Annotated in this window: 17 protein-coding genes; 8 read left to right on the top strand and 9 right to left on the bottom strand. The window is 48.4% G+C overall.

Going from position 1 to position 12,875, the window contains the following annotated elements; genetic code table 11:
• Positions 1 to 11 precede the first annotated feature (11 nt).
• A complete protein-coding gene (locus BM334_RS11790) occupies positions 12 to 632 on the bottom strand; it encodes a TetR/AcrR family transcriptional regulator (protein WP_198677388.1) in 621 nt (206 codons plus the stop codon).
• Between the two features lie 156 nt (positions 633 to 788).
• Positions 789 to 1,760 (bottom strand): cytochrome P450, encoded by a 972-nt coding sequence (locus BM334_RS11785; protein ID WP_092841964.1) that lies wholly within the window; start codon positions 1,758 to 1,760, stop codon positions 789 to 791.
• Positions 1,761 to 1,963: 203 nt separating this feature from the next.
• Here BM334_RS11785 and BM334_RS11780 point away from each other — a divergent pair, with 203 nt between their 5' ends.
• The gene (locus BM334_RS11780; protein WP_198677387.1) at positions 1,964 to 2,251 is read left to right on the top strand and encodes a hypothetical protein; all 288 of its coding nucleotides are present in this window, start codon (positions 1,964 to 1,966) and stop codon (positions 2,249 to 2,251) included.
• Positions 2,252 to 2,278: 27 nt separating this feature from the next.
• Here BM334_RS11780 and BM334_RS11775 read toward each other — a convergent pair whose 3' ends face one another.
• Positions 2,279 to 2,512 (bottom strand): hypothetical protein, encoded by a 234-nt coding sequence (locus BM334_RS11775; RefSeq protein WP_092841962.1) that lies wholly within the window; start codon positions 2,510 to 2,512, stop codon positions 2,279 to 2,281.
• A gap of 158 nt (positions 2,513 to 2,670) precedes the next feature.
• Between BM334_RS11775 and BM334_RS11770 the strand changes: the two genes are divergently transcribed.
• Positions 2,671 to 3,120 (top strand): RrF2 family transcriptional regulator, encoded by a 450-nt coding sequence (locus BM334_RS11770; protein ID WP_055437808.1) that lies wholly within the window; start codon positions 2,671 to 2,673, stop codon positions 3,118 to 3,120.
• On the opposite strand, the gene BM334_RS11765 is transcribed toward BM334_RS11770, so the two are convergent.
• The 4 genes from BM334_RS11765 to BM334_RS11750 form a co-directional block, all read right to left on the bottom strand.
• The gene (locus BM334_RS11765; protein WP_092841961.1) at positions 3,062 to 4,273 is read right to left on the bottom strand and encodes a vWA domain-containing protein; all 1,212 of its coding nucleotides are present in this window, start codon (positions 4,271 to 4,273) and stop codon (positions 3,062 to 3,064) included. The two genes, BM334_RS11770 and BM334_RS11765, sit on opposite strands and share 59 nt — an antisense overlap.
• A gap of 18 nt (positions 4,274 to 4,291) precedes the next feature.
• Positions 4,292 to 5,128, bottom strand: coding sequence for an AAA family ATPase (locus tag BM334_RS11760; protein ID WP_092841959.1), 837 nt, complete (start codon positions 5,126 to 5,128; stop codon positions 4,292 to 4,294).
• Between the two features lie 22 nt (positions 5,129 to 5,150).
• Positions 5,151 to 5,528, bottom strand: a complete 378-nt coding sequence (locus tag BM334_RS11755; RefSeq protein ID WP_092841957.1) for a DUF6746 family protein — start codon at positions 5,526 to 5,528, stop codon at positions 5,151 to 5,153.
• A 114-nt stretch (positions 5,529 to 5,642) separates the two neighbouring features.
• Complete coding sequence (locus tag BM334_RS11750) at positions 5,643 to 6,698, bottom strand: DUF3080 family protein (protein ID WP_092841955.1); 1,056 nt, start codon at positions 6,696 to 6,698, stop codon at positions 5,643 to 5,645.
• 42 nt (positions 6,699 to 6,740) lie between these two features.
• Here BM334_RS11750 and BM334_RS11745 point away from each other — a divergent pair, with 42 nt between their 5' ends.
• The gene (locus BM334_RS11745) at positions 6,741 to 7,337 is read left to right on the top strand and encodes a riboflavin synthase (RefSeq protein ID WP_055437813.1); all 597 of its coding nucleotides are present in this window, start codon (positions 6,741 to 6,743) and stop codon (positions 7,335 to 7,337) included.
• On the opposite strand, the gene BM334_RS11740 is transcribed toward BM334_RS11745, so the two are convergent.
• Both BM334_RS11740 and BM334_RS11735 read right to left on the bottom strand, forming a co-directional pair.
• The gene (locus tag BM334_RS11740) at positions 7,334 to 7,543 is read right to left on the bottom strand and encodes a CPXCG motif-containing cysteine-rich protein (RefSeq protein WP_092841953.1); all 210 of its coding nucleotides are present in this window, start codon (positions 7,541 to 7,543) and stop codon (positions 7,334 to 7,336) included. The genes BM334_RS11745 and BM334_RS11740 overlap by 4 nt on opposite strands.
• A gap of 107 nt (positions 7,544 to 7,650) precedes the next feature.
• Complete coding sequence (locus BM334_RS11735) at positions 7,651 to 8,556, bottom strand: DMT family transporter (protein WP_092842035.1); 906 nt, start codon at positions 8,554 to 8,556, stop codon at positions 7,651 to 7,653.
• Between the two features lie 84 nt (positions 8,557 to 8,640).
• Between BM334_RS11735 and thrS the strand changes: the two genes are divergently transcribed.
• The 5 genes from thrS (at position 8,641) to pheS (ending at position 12,867) form a co-directional block, all read left to right on the top strand.
• Entirely contained in the window at positions 8,641 to 10,557 is a 1,917-nt protein-coding gene (gene thrS / locus BM334_RS11730) for a threonine--tRNA ligase (RefSeq protein ID WP_092841951.1), read from the top strand.
• A 19-nt stretch (positions 10,558 to 10,576) separates the two neighbouring features.
• A complete protein-coding gene (gene infC, locus BM334_RS11725; protein ID WP_072243343.1) occupies positions 10,577 to 11,119 on the top strand; it encodes a translation initiation factor IF-3 in 543 nt (180 codons plus the stop codon).
• Between the two features lie 84 nt (positions 11,120 to 11,203).
• Positions 11,204 to 11,401: a 50S ribosomal protein L35 gene (rpmI, locus tag BM334_RS11720; protein WP_055437817.1), complete on the top strand. Its 198-nt coding sequence runs from the start codon at positions 11,204 to 11,206 to the stop codon at positions 11,399 to 11,401.
• Positions 11,402 to 11,417: 16 nt separating this feature from the next.
• Positions 11,418 to 11,771, top strand: a complete 354-nt coding sequence (gene rplT / locus BM334_RS11715; RefSeq protein WP_055437818.1) for a 50S ribosomal protein L20 — start codon at positions 11,418 to 11,420, stop codon at positions 11,769 to 11,771.
• A gap of 115 nt (positions 11,772 to 11,886) precedes the next feature.
• Positions 11,887 to 12,867, top strand: coding sequence for a phenylalanine--tRNA ligase subunit alpha (gene pheS / locus BM334_RS11710; RefSeq protein ID WP_092841949.1), 981 nt, complete (start codon positions 11,887 to 11,889; stop codon positions 12,865 to 12,867).
• Positions 12,868 to 12,875 lie beyond the last annotated feature (8 nt).

Raw genomic sequence — 12,875 nt, 5'->3', positions numbered from 1 at the left:
ATATGTTTGTTTTACACACACGAGTGAGGCCGCGCTGTTATTGCTTGAAGACAAAAGCGTACACTTTCCAAAATTGCGCTATTCGGTTCGAGCTCATGCTGATGGGCTAATGGGCCAATTAAAGCTTCAGCAATGGCTCCAACTAAAGCGCGGCTGCTCAACGCACTATTTTGTGGTGGTAAGCTTTGTTCGCTAATGCCTTGTTCAATAGCTTGGGCGAATAAGTTGGCGTAGCGTTCTCGATATTTTATGCGTGCGGCAATAACTGCGGGCTCAACGGGTTCTGCAATTAAAGCCCATGCAGTGACAGGTGCGCGAAGGGCACGTTTTGCAAATGTGGTTAATGCGTTAGCAATGCGCTCGGGTATCGGTTTTTCGGGGGCGCTAAGCTGCTGCTGAACTTGGGTTACCTCAATATTTGTGGCGTGTTCAAATACGGCGGTACATAAGGCTTCTTTGTTGGCAAAGTAGCGATACAGGGTGCCTGTAGCTAGGTTACAGCGCTTGGCCAAAGAGGCCATTTGCAAGCCACTGAATCCTACTTCGTTAAGCAACGTGAGTGCATTGCTAAGAATGTTTTCTTGGGTTGCCTGCTTACGCTGGCGTATTTGAGTTGTTTCGCGATAGGCCATGGTGTTCTTGCTATCTAATTATCGATAGCAAGAAGTGAACCATGATTCATTTTTTGGATCAATGATTATTTTTTGAGGGCTACGGTGATGGGTTACAGCGCTGCGGCTACCCGGCGTGGAACGCCGGGCTACGGTGATGCGTTACGGCGCTGCGCGCTACCCGGCGTGGAACGCCGGGCTACGGGTTTTTTGGGTGAGCAGGGTTTGAGTAAAGGCGCGCAGTTCTAGGCGCGCGAGCGGTGCGCCGGGGCAGACGTGAATGCCGGTGCCGTACAATAAGTTGTCGCGCGGGTCGCGATCCCAACGAAACTGGTGTGGTTGCTCGAATACCTCGGGGTCGGTGTTGGCGGCGCCCCAGTCAAGCGTAACCACGGTGTCGGCTTTTACCGCTTGGCCGTTGATGTGCATGGGGCACACAGCGCGGCGGCGGTTACTTGCTAGCGGTGCGTTAAAACGCAGTATTTCGTCTACGGCATGGTCAATATGCTCAGGCGCTTGGGTGAGCTGTTTACGTACAACTTGATTAGCCTTGAAGAAGTTCACGATAGCTTTCACTGCATTGGCAATCGTGCCAAGTTCGCCAACGGTCCAATTACGCACAATGCTGACTAAGTATTCGTCAGTTAACGGCTCGCCTTCAATACGCAGATGAACCAGCCTTGAAGTTAAACTATCAACTGGGTATTCACCGGCACGTGCCCGCTTGAATTCGGCAACCATAAGTTGGCTAAACTCTGTGGCTAACAGGCGCATTGCCTCACGATCGCCTGCTGCGCTGGCTTTTTGCTGGCGCTGTATCCACTGCAGCAAAGCCGCTTCAAGGTCGCACGGCCAGCCCATAAATGCACACTGCGCTTGCAGCGCAAAGGGGTAGGCAAGATCGCTTTCAACATTAAACTCTTCCGGCAGTTCACGGAACAATCGGGTGACAATGTTTTTAAGAACCGGCTCAAACCGGTGCAGTGTTTGTGCATCGAAAAATGGTTCGATGAGCTTGCGATACAGCGTGTGTTCCGGTGCATCCATGCCATTGGGTACGTTCAGGTGCGAAGACACCTGGTTACTCCATGTTTCGGGCGCATGAAGAATGGCGACAACATCGGCATGTTTGCGAATGACAGGGGACATAGCAACCTCCCGTTTTGAGAATTTTAGGCAGAATTAGGATACCAACTTGGTTGTCAACTTCTTTGATTTTGGTCAAACCAATTACCCAAAACAGGTTTTAGCTTACAAAAGGGTTGCTTTTTAAGCTTGTTATCATAATCTTAACGAGCAACAACAAATTGCATAACAAACAAAGCATTTATTAGAACAATAAGGATAATTCCATGGAGCAGACAACAGTGAATGGCCAAAGCGTTCAACCGCAAGCGCCGTATGTTAATCAAGAGCACACCAGCACAGGTAGTTGGTTTTTAACTATCTTTTTAACCAGTATTCCGTTGGTGAACTTCATTTTGTTACTGGTTTGGGCGTTTAGCCACTCAACGCCGTTAAGCAAGCGTAACTGGGCGCGAGCCATGTTGATTTGGATGCTGGTTGCATTCGTACTTTTCTTCTTAATGGCAATTGTTGGCGGTATTGGTATGGCCGCCCTTGAAAGCGGCGGCTATTAGCGCGGCCTGAGTAACTAGTCTAAGTATCTAGCGCAGTGGTTGGCCAAGCTGGTTCTGCGCTATTAACCTCACCACATAAGACAGCTTAAACAACCCTGCCAACAGTATTTGCAAAAAATGCAGCACCGCTATCACCATCAGCGGAAACTGTGCTTCTAAGCCCCAAGCCATATAAGCCACGACCAAAAACAAAAGCAAAAATACCACCATGGCCAAGTTGGCGCCTTTGAGTAATTTGTAACCAGGTTGCGGGTTATTCATAAGAAACATCCTTAATGCATGTTTATGATAAGTGCATTATGAATGTATGTTTGAGGGAGATCAAGGTTTGTTGTACTATAATGCGTTGTAAATGTACCTTTTGGGATGGTTTCCGAATTCTTTTTCGAATTAAATTTGGAATGACCTTAGGAATAGCGATGCAGCTTAAAAAATATACCGATTATGGCTTACGAATCTTGATGTATCTGGCCAGTTTTGACGCCGATGACAAGTGTGCTGAGCCGAAGCTCGCAACTATTCGGGAAATTTGTGACACCTTTGATCTGTCTGCGAATCACGTGAATAAAGTGGTTCACCATTTGGGGCGGTTACAGCTTATTGAAACGCGTCGTGGCAAAAACGGCGGTTTTTTATTGGCAAAACAGCCGGAAGATATCTCGCTTGCCTTTGTTATTCGTCAGTTAGAGGGCGATGAAAAATGGATTGAGTGTGAAAACCCATACTGTGTGGCAATGCCGGCGTGCGAGCTGAAGGGCATTGTTGCACGCGGCAAAGAGTTATTTTACGACTATTTAAGCCAATACACGCTTAAGAGTTTGATGGTGAAGGCACCGCAGCTACGACAGATTTTTTCAACAGCGTCGTAATTGCTTGGCTTATGCCGTCAACGGTTAGAGGGTACATGCGCTGGCTCATGAGTTGGCGCATAAGGTCAATCGACTGGTAATAACGCCAATGAACGGTCGGCTGTGGATTGAGCCATACCGCGTCGGTAAAATGATTGAGCAAACGCTGCATCCACGCGGCTCCGGGCTCTTCGTTCCAGTGCTCAACGCTGCCGCCAGGGTAGGCTATCTCGTACGGGCCCATGGTTGCATCACCAACAAAAATTAACTTGTAATCTCGGCCGTAGCGATTAATCAGCTCTAACAAGGGTATTTTTTCGGCAAAGCGGCGGCTGTTGTCCTTCCACACGTGTTCATACACACAGTTATGAAAGTAGAAAAACTCTAAGTGCTTAAATTCGTTTCGGGCCGCTGCAAAAAGCTGTTCGCACTCGTAAATGTAGTCATCCATTGAGCCGCCCACGTCAAACAACAGCAGCACTTTTACCGCGTTGTGACGCTCGGGTTGCCATTGCAGATCAAGCAAGCCTGCTTTTTGTGAGGTGGCGCGAATAGTGGCATTCAAATCGAGCTCATCGGCGGCGCCAGTGCGTGCGAACTTACGCAGTTTTCGTAAGGCCAACTGCAAGTTACGGTTGCTCAACTCGCTGTCACCATCTAAATCACGGAACTCGCGTTTGTCCCATACTTTAACGGCGCGGCGGGCGTTGCTGCCGTCTTGGCCAATACGAATGCCTTCTGGGTGGTAGCCATAGGCGCCAAATGGCGAGGTACCGCCAGTGCCAATCCATTTGTTGCCGCCGGCATGGCGTTTCTGTTGCTCTGCTAAGCGTTCGCGGAAGGTTTTTAGCAGTTCGTCTAAGCCGCCGAGGGCTTGTAACTTGGCTTTGTCTTCGTCGCTAAGTTGGCGCTGCAAGCTGCGTTCAAGCCAGTCAGCTGGTATTGCGCTGGCTAAGTCCACTTGCTCAACCCCTTCGAAGTACTCAGCAAAGGCACGATCGAAACGGTCGTATTGGCTTTCGTCTTTCACCAGAACCAGGCGCGCTAGGGTGTAAAAGTCGTCGACGCTAGCAAATATTACGCCACGCTCAAGCGCACCGAGCAAATCAAGTAGCTCGGTGAGGCTAGTTTTAAGGCCGTGCTTGCGCAGGCACAAGAAAAATTCAATGAGCATAATTGGCTAAAACATCAATTAGGACGTTTTTCGACGTGACATAAACGCCAGTTTTTCAACCAGCTGCACGTCTTGTTCATTTTTTAATAAAGCCCCAAACATAGGCATCAGGCCATCGGTTTTCTGCAGCTCAGCCGGTGCAATGTCTTCGGCCAAAAGTAGCTTTAACCAGTCGATAAGCTCTGAAGTAGAGGGCTTTTTCTTTAAATTCGGTACCGCGCGCAGGTCAAAGAACACTTCGAGCGCCGTCGTAAGAAGGTTTTTGCGTATATCCGGGTAGTGCACCTGCACAATGTGCGCCAAGGTGTCGGCATCTGGAAACTTAATGTAGTGGAAAAAACAGCGGCGCAGAAATGCGTCAGGCAGTTCTTTTTCATTATTTGAGGTAATGATGACAATAGGGCGGTGCTCGGCGCGTACTTGCTCACCGGTTTCGTAAACATGAAACTCCATTTGATCAAGCTCGTGCAGCAAGTCATTAGGGAACTCAATGTCGGCTTTATCTATTTCATCAATCAGCAATACGGGACGCTCGGGCGCGGTAAACGCTTGCCACAGCTTGCCAGGTTTAATGTAGTTAGCAATATCGTGAACTTTGTCGCTGCCTAGCTGGCTGTCACGTAAGCGCGACACCGCGTCATATTCGTACAAGCCTTGTTGAGCCTTGGTGGTTGATTTGATTTGCCAACGAATAAGCGGCACGCCGAGTGAAGCGGCGAGCTCTTCGGCTAAACGGGTTTTGCCGGTGCCGGGCTCGCCCTTAAGTAACAGGGGCTTTTCAAGGGTTACTGCGGCGTTAACAGCGAGGCCGAGGTCGTCGGCCACGATGTAGTTTTCGGTACTTGTAAAGCTCATGTGTTCCTCTGGTTTAATCGATTTATTTCACGATTTTGCCAGAATTCTCGAGGTATTTCTTCCCGTTTGACTTCACTTTACCGAAATCCATGTGCTCAGAGCCTAAGTGCACTTCTTCAAGTACGTCTTGCAAGTTATCAACTTCGTCGTCAAGTTTTTGCAAGGCTTCTTCAAGGGTGTAGGTGAGTTGGTGAATTTCAGCCATTTTCTGTGGTGTTAATTCGCCATGCATCAGCTCTTCAAGCTTTTTATTGTACTCACGCATGTTATCAAGTGCTTGCTGAAGTGTTTCAGACTTTTTGCCTTTGAAATGGTCAGGGCGCTTGTCGTCACTAGCAAAAGTAGGCGCAGCAACTAAAACCAATGCGAGGGCAGCAGAAAGAACAGATAGCTTTTTCATCGACGTCTCCAAAAAATTACTTTTACAAATGAGAATTATTATCAACAAGGTATCATTAATTGCTTCTTTAGCCAAGTGCAAATCACCTCAGCATCAGTGCTTGCATGATCTAACTCAAGCACCAGGCGTGAACTCGCAATCGCTGAAAAACGTTTGCCAATACTGAACGTGAGTACGGGTAGCTGTTTTTAACTGATCATCAAGTGCGACAATATGTCGCAAATGCGATTGCCACGCCACAAGAGGGGTGTCTAACGCGTGAATATAGGGTTCAAGTTGCTGTGCTTGATAGGTTAATGCATTCAGGTGGCGTTGCACGGGCCCGCTAAAACGCGCAATGAACACCTGGCGCAATACGTGTGCACGCTTTGGTACGCCCGCCGATAAACAGCCAGCATGTTGGCTGAGGTTGCTTACCAGTGGCTGAAGTTGTTGTAGGTAAGCGTGGTTATCGTGCAGTGCACGCCATAATTGACCAATGTAGACGTTTTTGTCTAAGCGCTCTAGCGCTGCGGTTAATTCACGTTCAGTGGGTAATTCAGCTTGATCATCTAGCGCTTGCAGTACCGTATTTAGGGCGCTAAATAGTGGCGCCAAGGTATTACTATCAGGCTGCGCCAGTGGCCGATCCGCCATGCTGATCATATTTTGTATGGCGTTGTCTTGAGTGATGGCTTGGGTGCGTAGCTGGGGCATAAGCTTACGTTTTGCCTCGGCTTGTTGTTGAATGCGCTGCGCTAACTCTGGGTTTTCGCTTTGCAATTGCTTCGCACATAGTTGCAAAGCTTCGACTAATTGGCGGTCATAAAAATATCGCAGCACGCCTTGTTGCAGGCGCCCTAGCGAGCTATTTCGTTCAGCAATCAGTGGCCCTGCGGCGCAGGCGTCAAGACGCATGGCGTCGAGTAATGAGATTTCTAGCCGCGCAATTGGCAAACGCAAGTCACGAGCGCTTGGGGGCTGAATGCGAGGCACCGGTTGATAATTAGCTACGGGTTGGTTTAGCGTGTTGGCTACTCGTTGTTGGTAGTCATGTAGGTGGCTTAAACCTTCTGGGGCGGGGCTGCAGGCACTGAGCATGACAGCTGCCGCGCAGCAAAGCGCCAAGCGTTGCCTGAGCACTGCACAGCTATGGTCAAACCTAGCGTTTAACGTTACAATTTTTCCCATTGATAGTTTTGCCACTGAAAGGCCCCGACATAAAGAGACATCATGTTCACAGGTATTGTACAAACCCAAGCTCGCGTTGCCCAATTGAATGATCGTGAGCAATTTCGTCAATTAACCGTACAGGTTGCCCCTGAATATTTGCAGCACGTGGCGTTAGGCGCAAGTATTGCGATAAACGGTTGCTGTTTAACCGTGGTGGCTTTTACGGCTGATACGGTTAGTTTTGACATTATTGACGAAACGCTACGCTTAACCAACCTTGGTGCATTAACCACTGGTGATAACGTGAACTTTGAACGTTCGCTCAAAGTGGGCGATGAAATGGGCGGGCACTATGTGTCGGGTCATATTCACTGTACAGGTTCGGTGGTAAAGCGTGAGCGCAGTGCTGACAATTTGGCCTTATGGATTGAGTTTCCAGAGCAGTTCAAAGCCTATGTGCTCGCCAAGGGCTTTATTAGTGTGAATGGCGCCAGTTTAACGGTGGGCCAGGTAGAAAGTAACCGTTTTAGCTTACATTTAATTCCGGAAACTTTGCGGTTAACCAATATTGAGACGGCTGACGTGGTGAACTTAGAATTCGATCAGCAAACCATGACCATTGTGGAAACGGTTGAACGCGTGCTTGCGCAACGTTAATAAAAGTTCTCGTCGTCGCTCGCGACGCGAACAAATATCTTGTCGTTAACTTGGTCTAATTTAACTAACAGATGAATGTCGGAGCCACAGGCGCGGCATTCGTCTTGGTAGTCTTGATCACCCGCTGATGCGTCAATACTCACGTGAATGTGGTGTCCGCAATGTGGGCAGCGTAAGCCGGCGTCGTACAGTTTGTCGGCATTCATGAAAACCTCCAAGTGCTGTTTGTAACTAAGTTTAGTATGGCTTAGATTCAAATTTTTGCCTGTTGGTTCACCTGAATTTAACGCTTTAATTCGCTCCCGCCGCTAACTTATTGAATTCCAAATAACAGCGCGATGCCGCTAACCGCAATAAGGGCACCGATGATGCTGCGCGCTGAGAGCGGTTGGCCACGCAACCATTGAATGGGAATTAACCACAGCGGCGCCGTAGCGAGCAGTGTCTGTGCAAGCCCGGGGTTAATATAAGCGATGGCTGTTTGTTGCAGCCATATGGCCAAAAAGGTGCCCATGACAATGGCTGTAAGCAGCCACGGAATTGACGTGTGACGCAGTGCTGCGCGGGTTGATTTAATTAAGCTGGGTTTGAGTAGAACTAAGGCAATGGTGAGAGCCAAAGTACCGGCGAGCAAACGCAATAGGGCCGCATTCAGCGGGTTCATGTCGAATTCTTGCAAGGCATGAAATGACATCACTAATCCCAAGGCTTGGCACAATGCCGCGCCAATACCAGCAGCAATGCCACTAACACTCAGCTGTACCCGCTCAGCGGCACGGGGTTTTTCACTAATCACCACAAAAATACCGGCAATAATGACCAAGGCTGCGGCCACTTCAAACCAACGCATACCTTGTGCAAGTAGTATCCAGGCCAATAACGCTGCGAATGGCGGGGCTAAATATTCCAGTAACATGGTGTGCCAGGGGCCTAAACGACGCAGCGCGGCAAAGTAGAGTGTGTCGCCAAGGGTAATGCCAATAACGCCACTGGCCAAAAGTAGGTAGGTGGCGAAGTTGCCTTCTAGCTGCAATAGCTGCCCCGTAAACCAACCGGCCAGCAGCAGCAATGGACACGCGACAATGCCTTTCACGAGGTTCAATTGAGCTGCTGATAAATAGCTACCAGCTTGGCTATACAATAAGGTTGCCAGCGCCCAAAAAAGCGCAGCGGTAAGTGCGGCCAAAGGCCCGATGAATGTGGTTGTTAGGGTTTCCATGGCGGGCATCATACGCTATAGTGTGGCCTTTCAAAATAACAAGTGACACTTGGTAGGTGCCACCACTGTAAAAAGGACAAAAAAATGCCTGTAGTAACACTCCCCGACGGAAGTAAACGTAGTTTCGACAAGCCTGTTTCTATTCTCGACGTTGCTCAAGATATTGGCCCTGGTTTAGCCAAAGCCACGGTTGCTGGGCGTATTAACGGCGAGCTTGCAGACGCTTGTGACTTAATTACCGATGATGCCTCGGTTCAGATCATTACGCCTAAAGATGACGACGGTGTACACATTATTCGTCACAGCTGTGCGCACTTGCTAGGCCATGCGCTGAAGCAAATGTTCCCAGACGTTAAAATGGCGATTGGTCCGGTTATCGACAACGGTTTTTATTACGATGTTGATATGGAGCACACGTTAACTGCAGAAGACTTGCAAGCGCTTGAAAAGCGTATGCTTGAGTTAGCAAAAACTGAATACAACGTGGTGAAAAAGAAAGTCAGCTGGGCTGAAGCCCGCGAAACTTTCGTGAGTCGCCATGAGCCGTACAAAGTTGAAATTCTAGATGACGATATTAGCCGTGACGACCGTCCGGGCTTGTATCACCATGAAGAATATATCGACATGTGTCGTGGCCCGCACGTACCGAATATGCGCTTTTGCCAGCATTTCAAAATTATGAAAGTAGCGGGCGCCTATTGGCGTGGTAAGTCTGACAACAAAATGTTGCAGCGTGTTTATGGCACCGCATGGGCTGACAAGAAGCAACTAAAAGCTTACTTGCAGCGCTTAGAAGAAGCTGAGAAGCGCGACCACCGTAAAATTGGTAAAACCCAAGACTTGTTCCATTGGCAAGAAGAAGCACCAGGTATGGTGTTCTGGCACAACAATGGTTGGACGGTGTTCCTTGAGCTTGAGCGTTTTATTCGCGAAAAACTGCGTGAATACCAGTATCAAGAAGTGAAAGGCCCACTGATGATGGACCGTGTGTTGTGGGAGCGTTCTGGTCACTGGGAAAAATTCTCAGACCTCATGTTCACAACAGCGTCTGAAAACCGTGAGTACGCTATTAAGCCAATGAACTGCCCAGGCCATGTGCAAATCTTTAATCAAGGTTTGAAATCGTACCGTGATTTGCCGCTGCGTATGGCTGAGTTTGGTTCGTGCCACCGGAATGAACCTTCAGGTGCGTTGCACGGGTTAATGCGCGTTCGTGGCTTCACTCAAGACGACGCACACATCTTCTGTACTGACGCACAAGTACAAGAAGAAGTAAGCGGTTGTATCAAAATGGTGTACGAAACCTATAAAACCTTCGGTTTCGATGACATTGTGGTGAAATTATCAACCCGTCCAGAAAAGCGCTTGGGCGACGATGCTACGTGGGATCACGCCGAGCAAGCGTTGGCCGATGCGTTGAAAAATAACGGTATTGAATTTGAATATTTACCGGGCGAAGGCGCGTTTTATGGTCCGAAAATTGAATTTACGCTGCATGACTGCTTAGGCCGTGCATGGCAGTGCGGTACCGTACAGCTTGATTTTGCTTTACCGGGCCGCTTAGGTGCTACTTATGTAGGCGAAGATAATGAGCGTCACACCCCAGTCATGATTCACCGGGCTATTTTGGGCTCACTTGAGCGCTTTATGGGAATCATTATTGAAGAGTACGCGGGTTATTTCCCAACGTGGTTGGCGCCAACGCAGGTTGTGGTGATGAATATTACCGATAATCAGCGCGATTATGCCATTCAAACGGTAAAAGAATTGAATAAACTTGGATTTAGAGCCATTGCTGACTTGAGAAATGAGAAAATAGGCTTTAAAATTCGCGAGCACACTCTAAAACGTGTACCATACTTGCTTGTTGTTGGCGACAAAGAAGTCGAAAACCAAGCGGTTGCGGTGCGTACTCGTCGCGGTGAAGACCACGGTGTTAAAGGGCTACAGCAATTTATCACTGAGCTTACCGACGAAGTAAACAGCCGCAAGATTAGTTAATTGATTGGAGGAATGACCCATTAAAGGCGGAAAAAGAACTCAGAAAGCTGGTGACAAAAATCGGATCAACGAAGAAATTCGCGTCAATGAAGTACGACTCATTGGTGTCGAAGGTGAACAGATTGGCGTCGTAGGTATTCAAGAAGCTCTTACTGCAGCCGAAGAGGCTGGTGTTGATCTGGTGGAAATTAGTCCGAATGCGGAGCCACCGGTTTGTCGTCTGATGGATTATGGCAAGTTCCTCTACGAGAAAGCTAAGAACGCGAAAGAGCAAAAGAAAAACCAGAAACAGATCCAGGTGAAGGAAGTTAAATTCCGTCCTGGAACTGACGAAGGCGATTATCAGGTAAAACTACGCAACCTGACTCGCTTTCTGGAGGGAGGTGACAAAACTAAAGTCACTATTCGTTTCCGTGGCCGGGAAATGGCACATCAAGAGTTGGGTATTGAATTGCTAGAGCGCATTAAAACCGATCTAGAAGAAATCTCAACTTGCGAATCGTTCCCAAGACGTGCTGAGGGTCGCCAGATGATTATGGTTCTGGCCCCTGCTAAGAAGTAACTGTGGTTTGCAAGTAGGGCGGCTGTTGGCAACAACACCAAACTCACCCTGTTACACTTTTATTAACAATGCGGAGTAATTTTCATGCCGAAAATGAAATCCAGAAAGAGCGCGTCAAAGCGCTTTAAGAAAACCGCTTCAGGCGGCTACAAATGTAAACAGTCTCATTTGCGTCACATCCTGACCAAAAAGAGTTCAAAGCGGAAACGTCACCTGCGCGCTAAGAGCATGGTGCACGAGGCCGATGTTGGCTTAATTCAGCGCATGTTACCATTCGCGTAAGGGAAGGAGATAGCAAATGGCACGAGTAAAACGTGGTGTGATCGCGCGTGCGCGTCACAAGAAAGTCCTGAAGCAGGCGAAAGGTTATTATGGTGCTCGTTCACGTGTTTATCGCGTAGCGAAGCAAGCCGTTATCAAAGCTGGTCAATATGCATATCGTGACCGCCGTGCGAAGAAACGTCAATTCCGTCAATTGTGGATTGTTCGTATCAACGCTGCAGCGCGTCAAAACGGTTTGTCATACAGCCGCTTTATCAATGGCTTGAAAAAAGCATCTGTAGAAATCGATCGTAAAATCCTTGCTGACATCGCAGTTCACGACCAAAACGGTTTTGCTGCGCTGGTAGAGAAAGCGAAAGGCTCTCTGTAAGCGAGTTGAAATGTCGAAAAAGGGAGCGTAACCGCTCCCTTTTTTTATGCTTTTTCGGTATGATTGAGCACTTTCTTTTGGTAATCATTCGCGTGAGTCATAACTGAGGACGATCATGGCGTTATCTGACATTGTTGCTGCCGCACAAGCAGCCGTTGCTGAGGCAACGACTCCACAACAACTTGACGCAGTTCGCGTTGAGTATATGGGCAAAAAAGGCCAATTAACTGAACAACTTAAAAGCCTCGGCAAGTTAAGCCCGGAAGAACGTCCGGCGGCAGGACAAGCGATAAACGAAGCTAAACAGCGCGTGCAAGAGCTGATCAACGCACGCAATAACGAATTAAAACAAGCTGAGCTGGCTGAGAAACTCGCCGCTGAGCGTATTGACGTGAGCTTGCCTGGCCGTAAAGCGCATGTTGGTGGCTTTCACCCAGTGACCAAAACCATTGCGCGTATTGAAGCGTTTTTTGGTGACTTGGGCTTTCGCACTGTTGAAGGCCCCGAAGTAGAAGACGACTTTCATAACTTTGATGCGTTAAATATTCCAGCGAATCATCCGGCCCGTGCCGACCATGATACGTTTTATTTTACGCCAACCACCATGCTGCGAACGCAAACGTCTGGTGTGCAAATTCGTACCATGGAACAAGAACAGCCACCGCTGCGTATTATCTCACCAGGCCGCGTTTATCGTAACGATTACGATCAAACCCACACGCCAATGTTCCATCAGGTAGAAGGGTTAATGGTTGACACTGACGTTAGCTTCACGCAACTGAAAGGTATTTTGGAAGACTTTTTGGTGAACTTCTTTGAAGAAGAACTCGAAGTTCGTTTCCGTCCTTCATATTTCCCGTTTACCGAGCCTTCAGCTGAAGTCGACGTACGTCGTAAAGACGGCAAATGGCTTGAAGTGTTAGGTTGCGGCATGGTGCACCCAAGCGTACTGCAAGCGGTAGGTATTGATAGCGAAAAATACACCGGCTTCGCGTTTGGTATGGGCGTTGAGCGTTTAACCATGCTCCGCTATGGCGTGAATGACTTGCGTGCGTTCTTTGAGAACGACGTGCGTTTCTTAAAACAATTTAACTAACAGCCGCA

The organism is Pseudidiomarina donghaiensis (assembly GCF_900116895.1).
Lineage (GTDB): Bacteria > Pseudomonadota > Gammaproteobacteria > Enterobacterales > Alteromonadaceae > Pseudidiomarina > Pseudidiomarina donghaiensis.
Note: the sequence above shows the minus strand (reverse complement) of the source record. Positions and strands in the feature narration are given on the sequence as shown.

Coding starts and splice junctions, on each gene's coding strand:
- BM334_RS11790 (WP_198677388.1), bottom strand. CDS start 632: ATGGCCTATCGCGAAACAACTCAAATACGCCAGCGTAAGCAGGCAACC.
- BM334_RS11785 (WP_092841964.1), bottom strand. CDS start 1,760: ATGTCCCCTGTCATTCGCAAACATGCCGATGTTGTCGCCATTCTTCAT.
- BM334_RS11780 (WP_198677387.1), top strand. CDS start 1,964: ATGGAGCAGACAACAGTGAATGGCCAAAGCGTTCAACCGCAAGCGCCG.
- BM334_RS11775 (WP_092841962.1), bottom strand. CDS start 2,512: ATGAATAACCCGCAACCTGGTTACAAATTACTCAAAGGCGCCAACTTG.
- BM334_RS11770 (WP_055437808.1), top strand. CDS start 2,671: ATGCAGCTTAAAAAATATACCGATTATGGCTTACGAATCTTGATGTAT.
- BM334_RS11765 (WP_092841961.1), bottom strand. CDS start 4,273: ATGCTCATTGAATTTTTCTTGTGCCTGCGCAAGCACGGCCTTAAAACT.
- BM334_RS11760 (WP_092841959.1), bottom strand. CDS start 5,128: ATGAGCTTTACAAGTACCGAAAACTACATCGTGGCCGACGACCTCGGC.
- BM334_RS11755 (WP_092841957.1), bottom strand. CDS start 5,528: ATGAAAAAGCTATCTGTTCTTTCTGCTGCCCTCGCATTGGTTTTAGTT.
- BM334_RS11750 (WP_092841955.1), bottom strand. CDS start 6,698: ATGGGAAAAATTGTAACGTTAAACGCTAGGTTTGACCATAGCTGTGCA.
- BM334_RS11745 (WP_055437813.1), top strand. CDS start 6,741: ATGTTCACAGGTATTGTACAAACCCAAGCTCGCGTTGCCCAATTGAAT.
- BM334_RS11740 (WP_092841953.1), bottom strand. CDS start 7,543: ATGAATGCCGACAAACTGTACGACGCCGGCTTACGCTGCCCACATTGC.
- BM334_RS11735 (WP_092842035.1), bottom strand. CDS start 8,556: ATGGAAACCCTAACAACCACATTCATCGGGCCTTTGGCCGCACTTACC.
- thrS (WP_092841951.1), top strand. CDS start 8,641: ATGCCTGTAGTAACACTCCCCGACGGAAGTAAACGTAGTTTCGACAAG.
- rpmI (WP_055437817.1), top strand. CDS start 11,204: ATGCCGAAAATGAAATCCAGAAAGAGCGCGTCAAAGCGCTTTAAGAAA.
- rplT (WP_055437818.1), top strand. CDS start 11,418: ATGGCACGAGTAAAACGTGGTGTGATCGCGCGTGCGCGTCACAAGAAA.
- pheS (WP_092841949.1), top strand. CDS start 11,887: ATGGCGTTATCTGACATTGTTGCTGCCGCACAAGCAGCCGTTGCTGAG.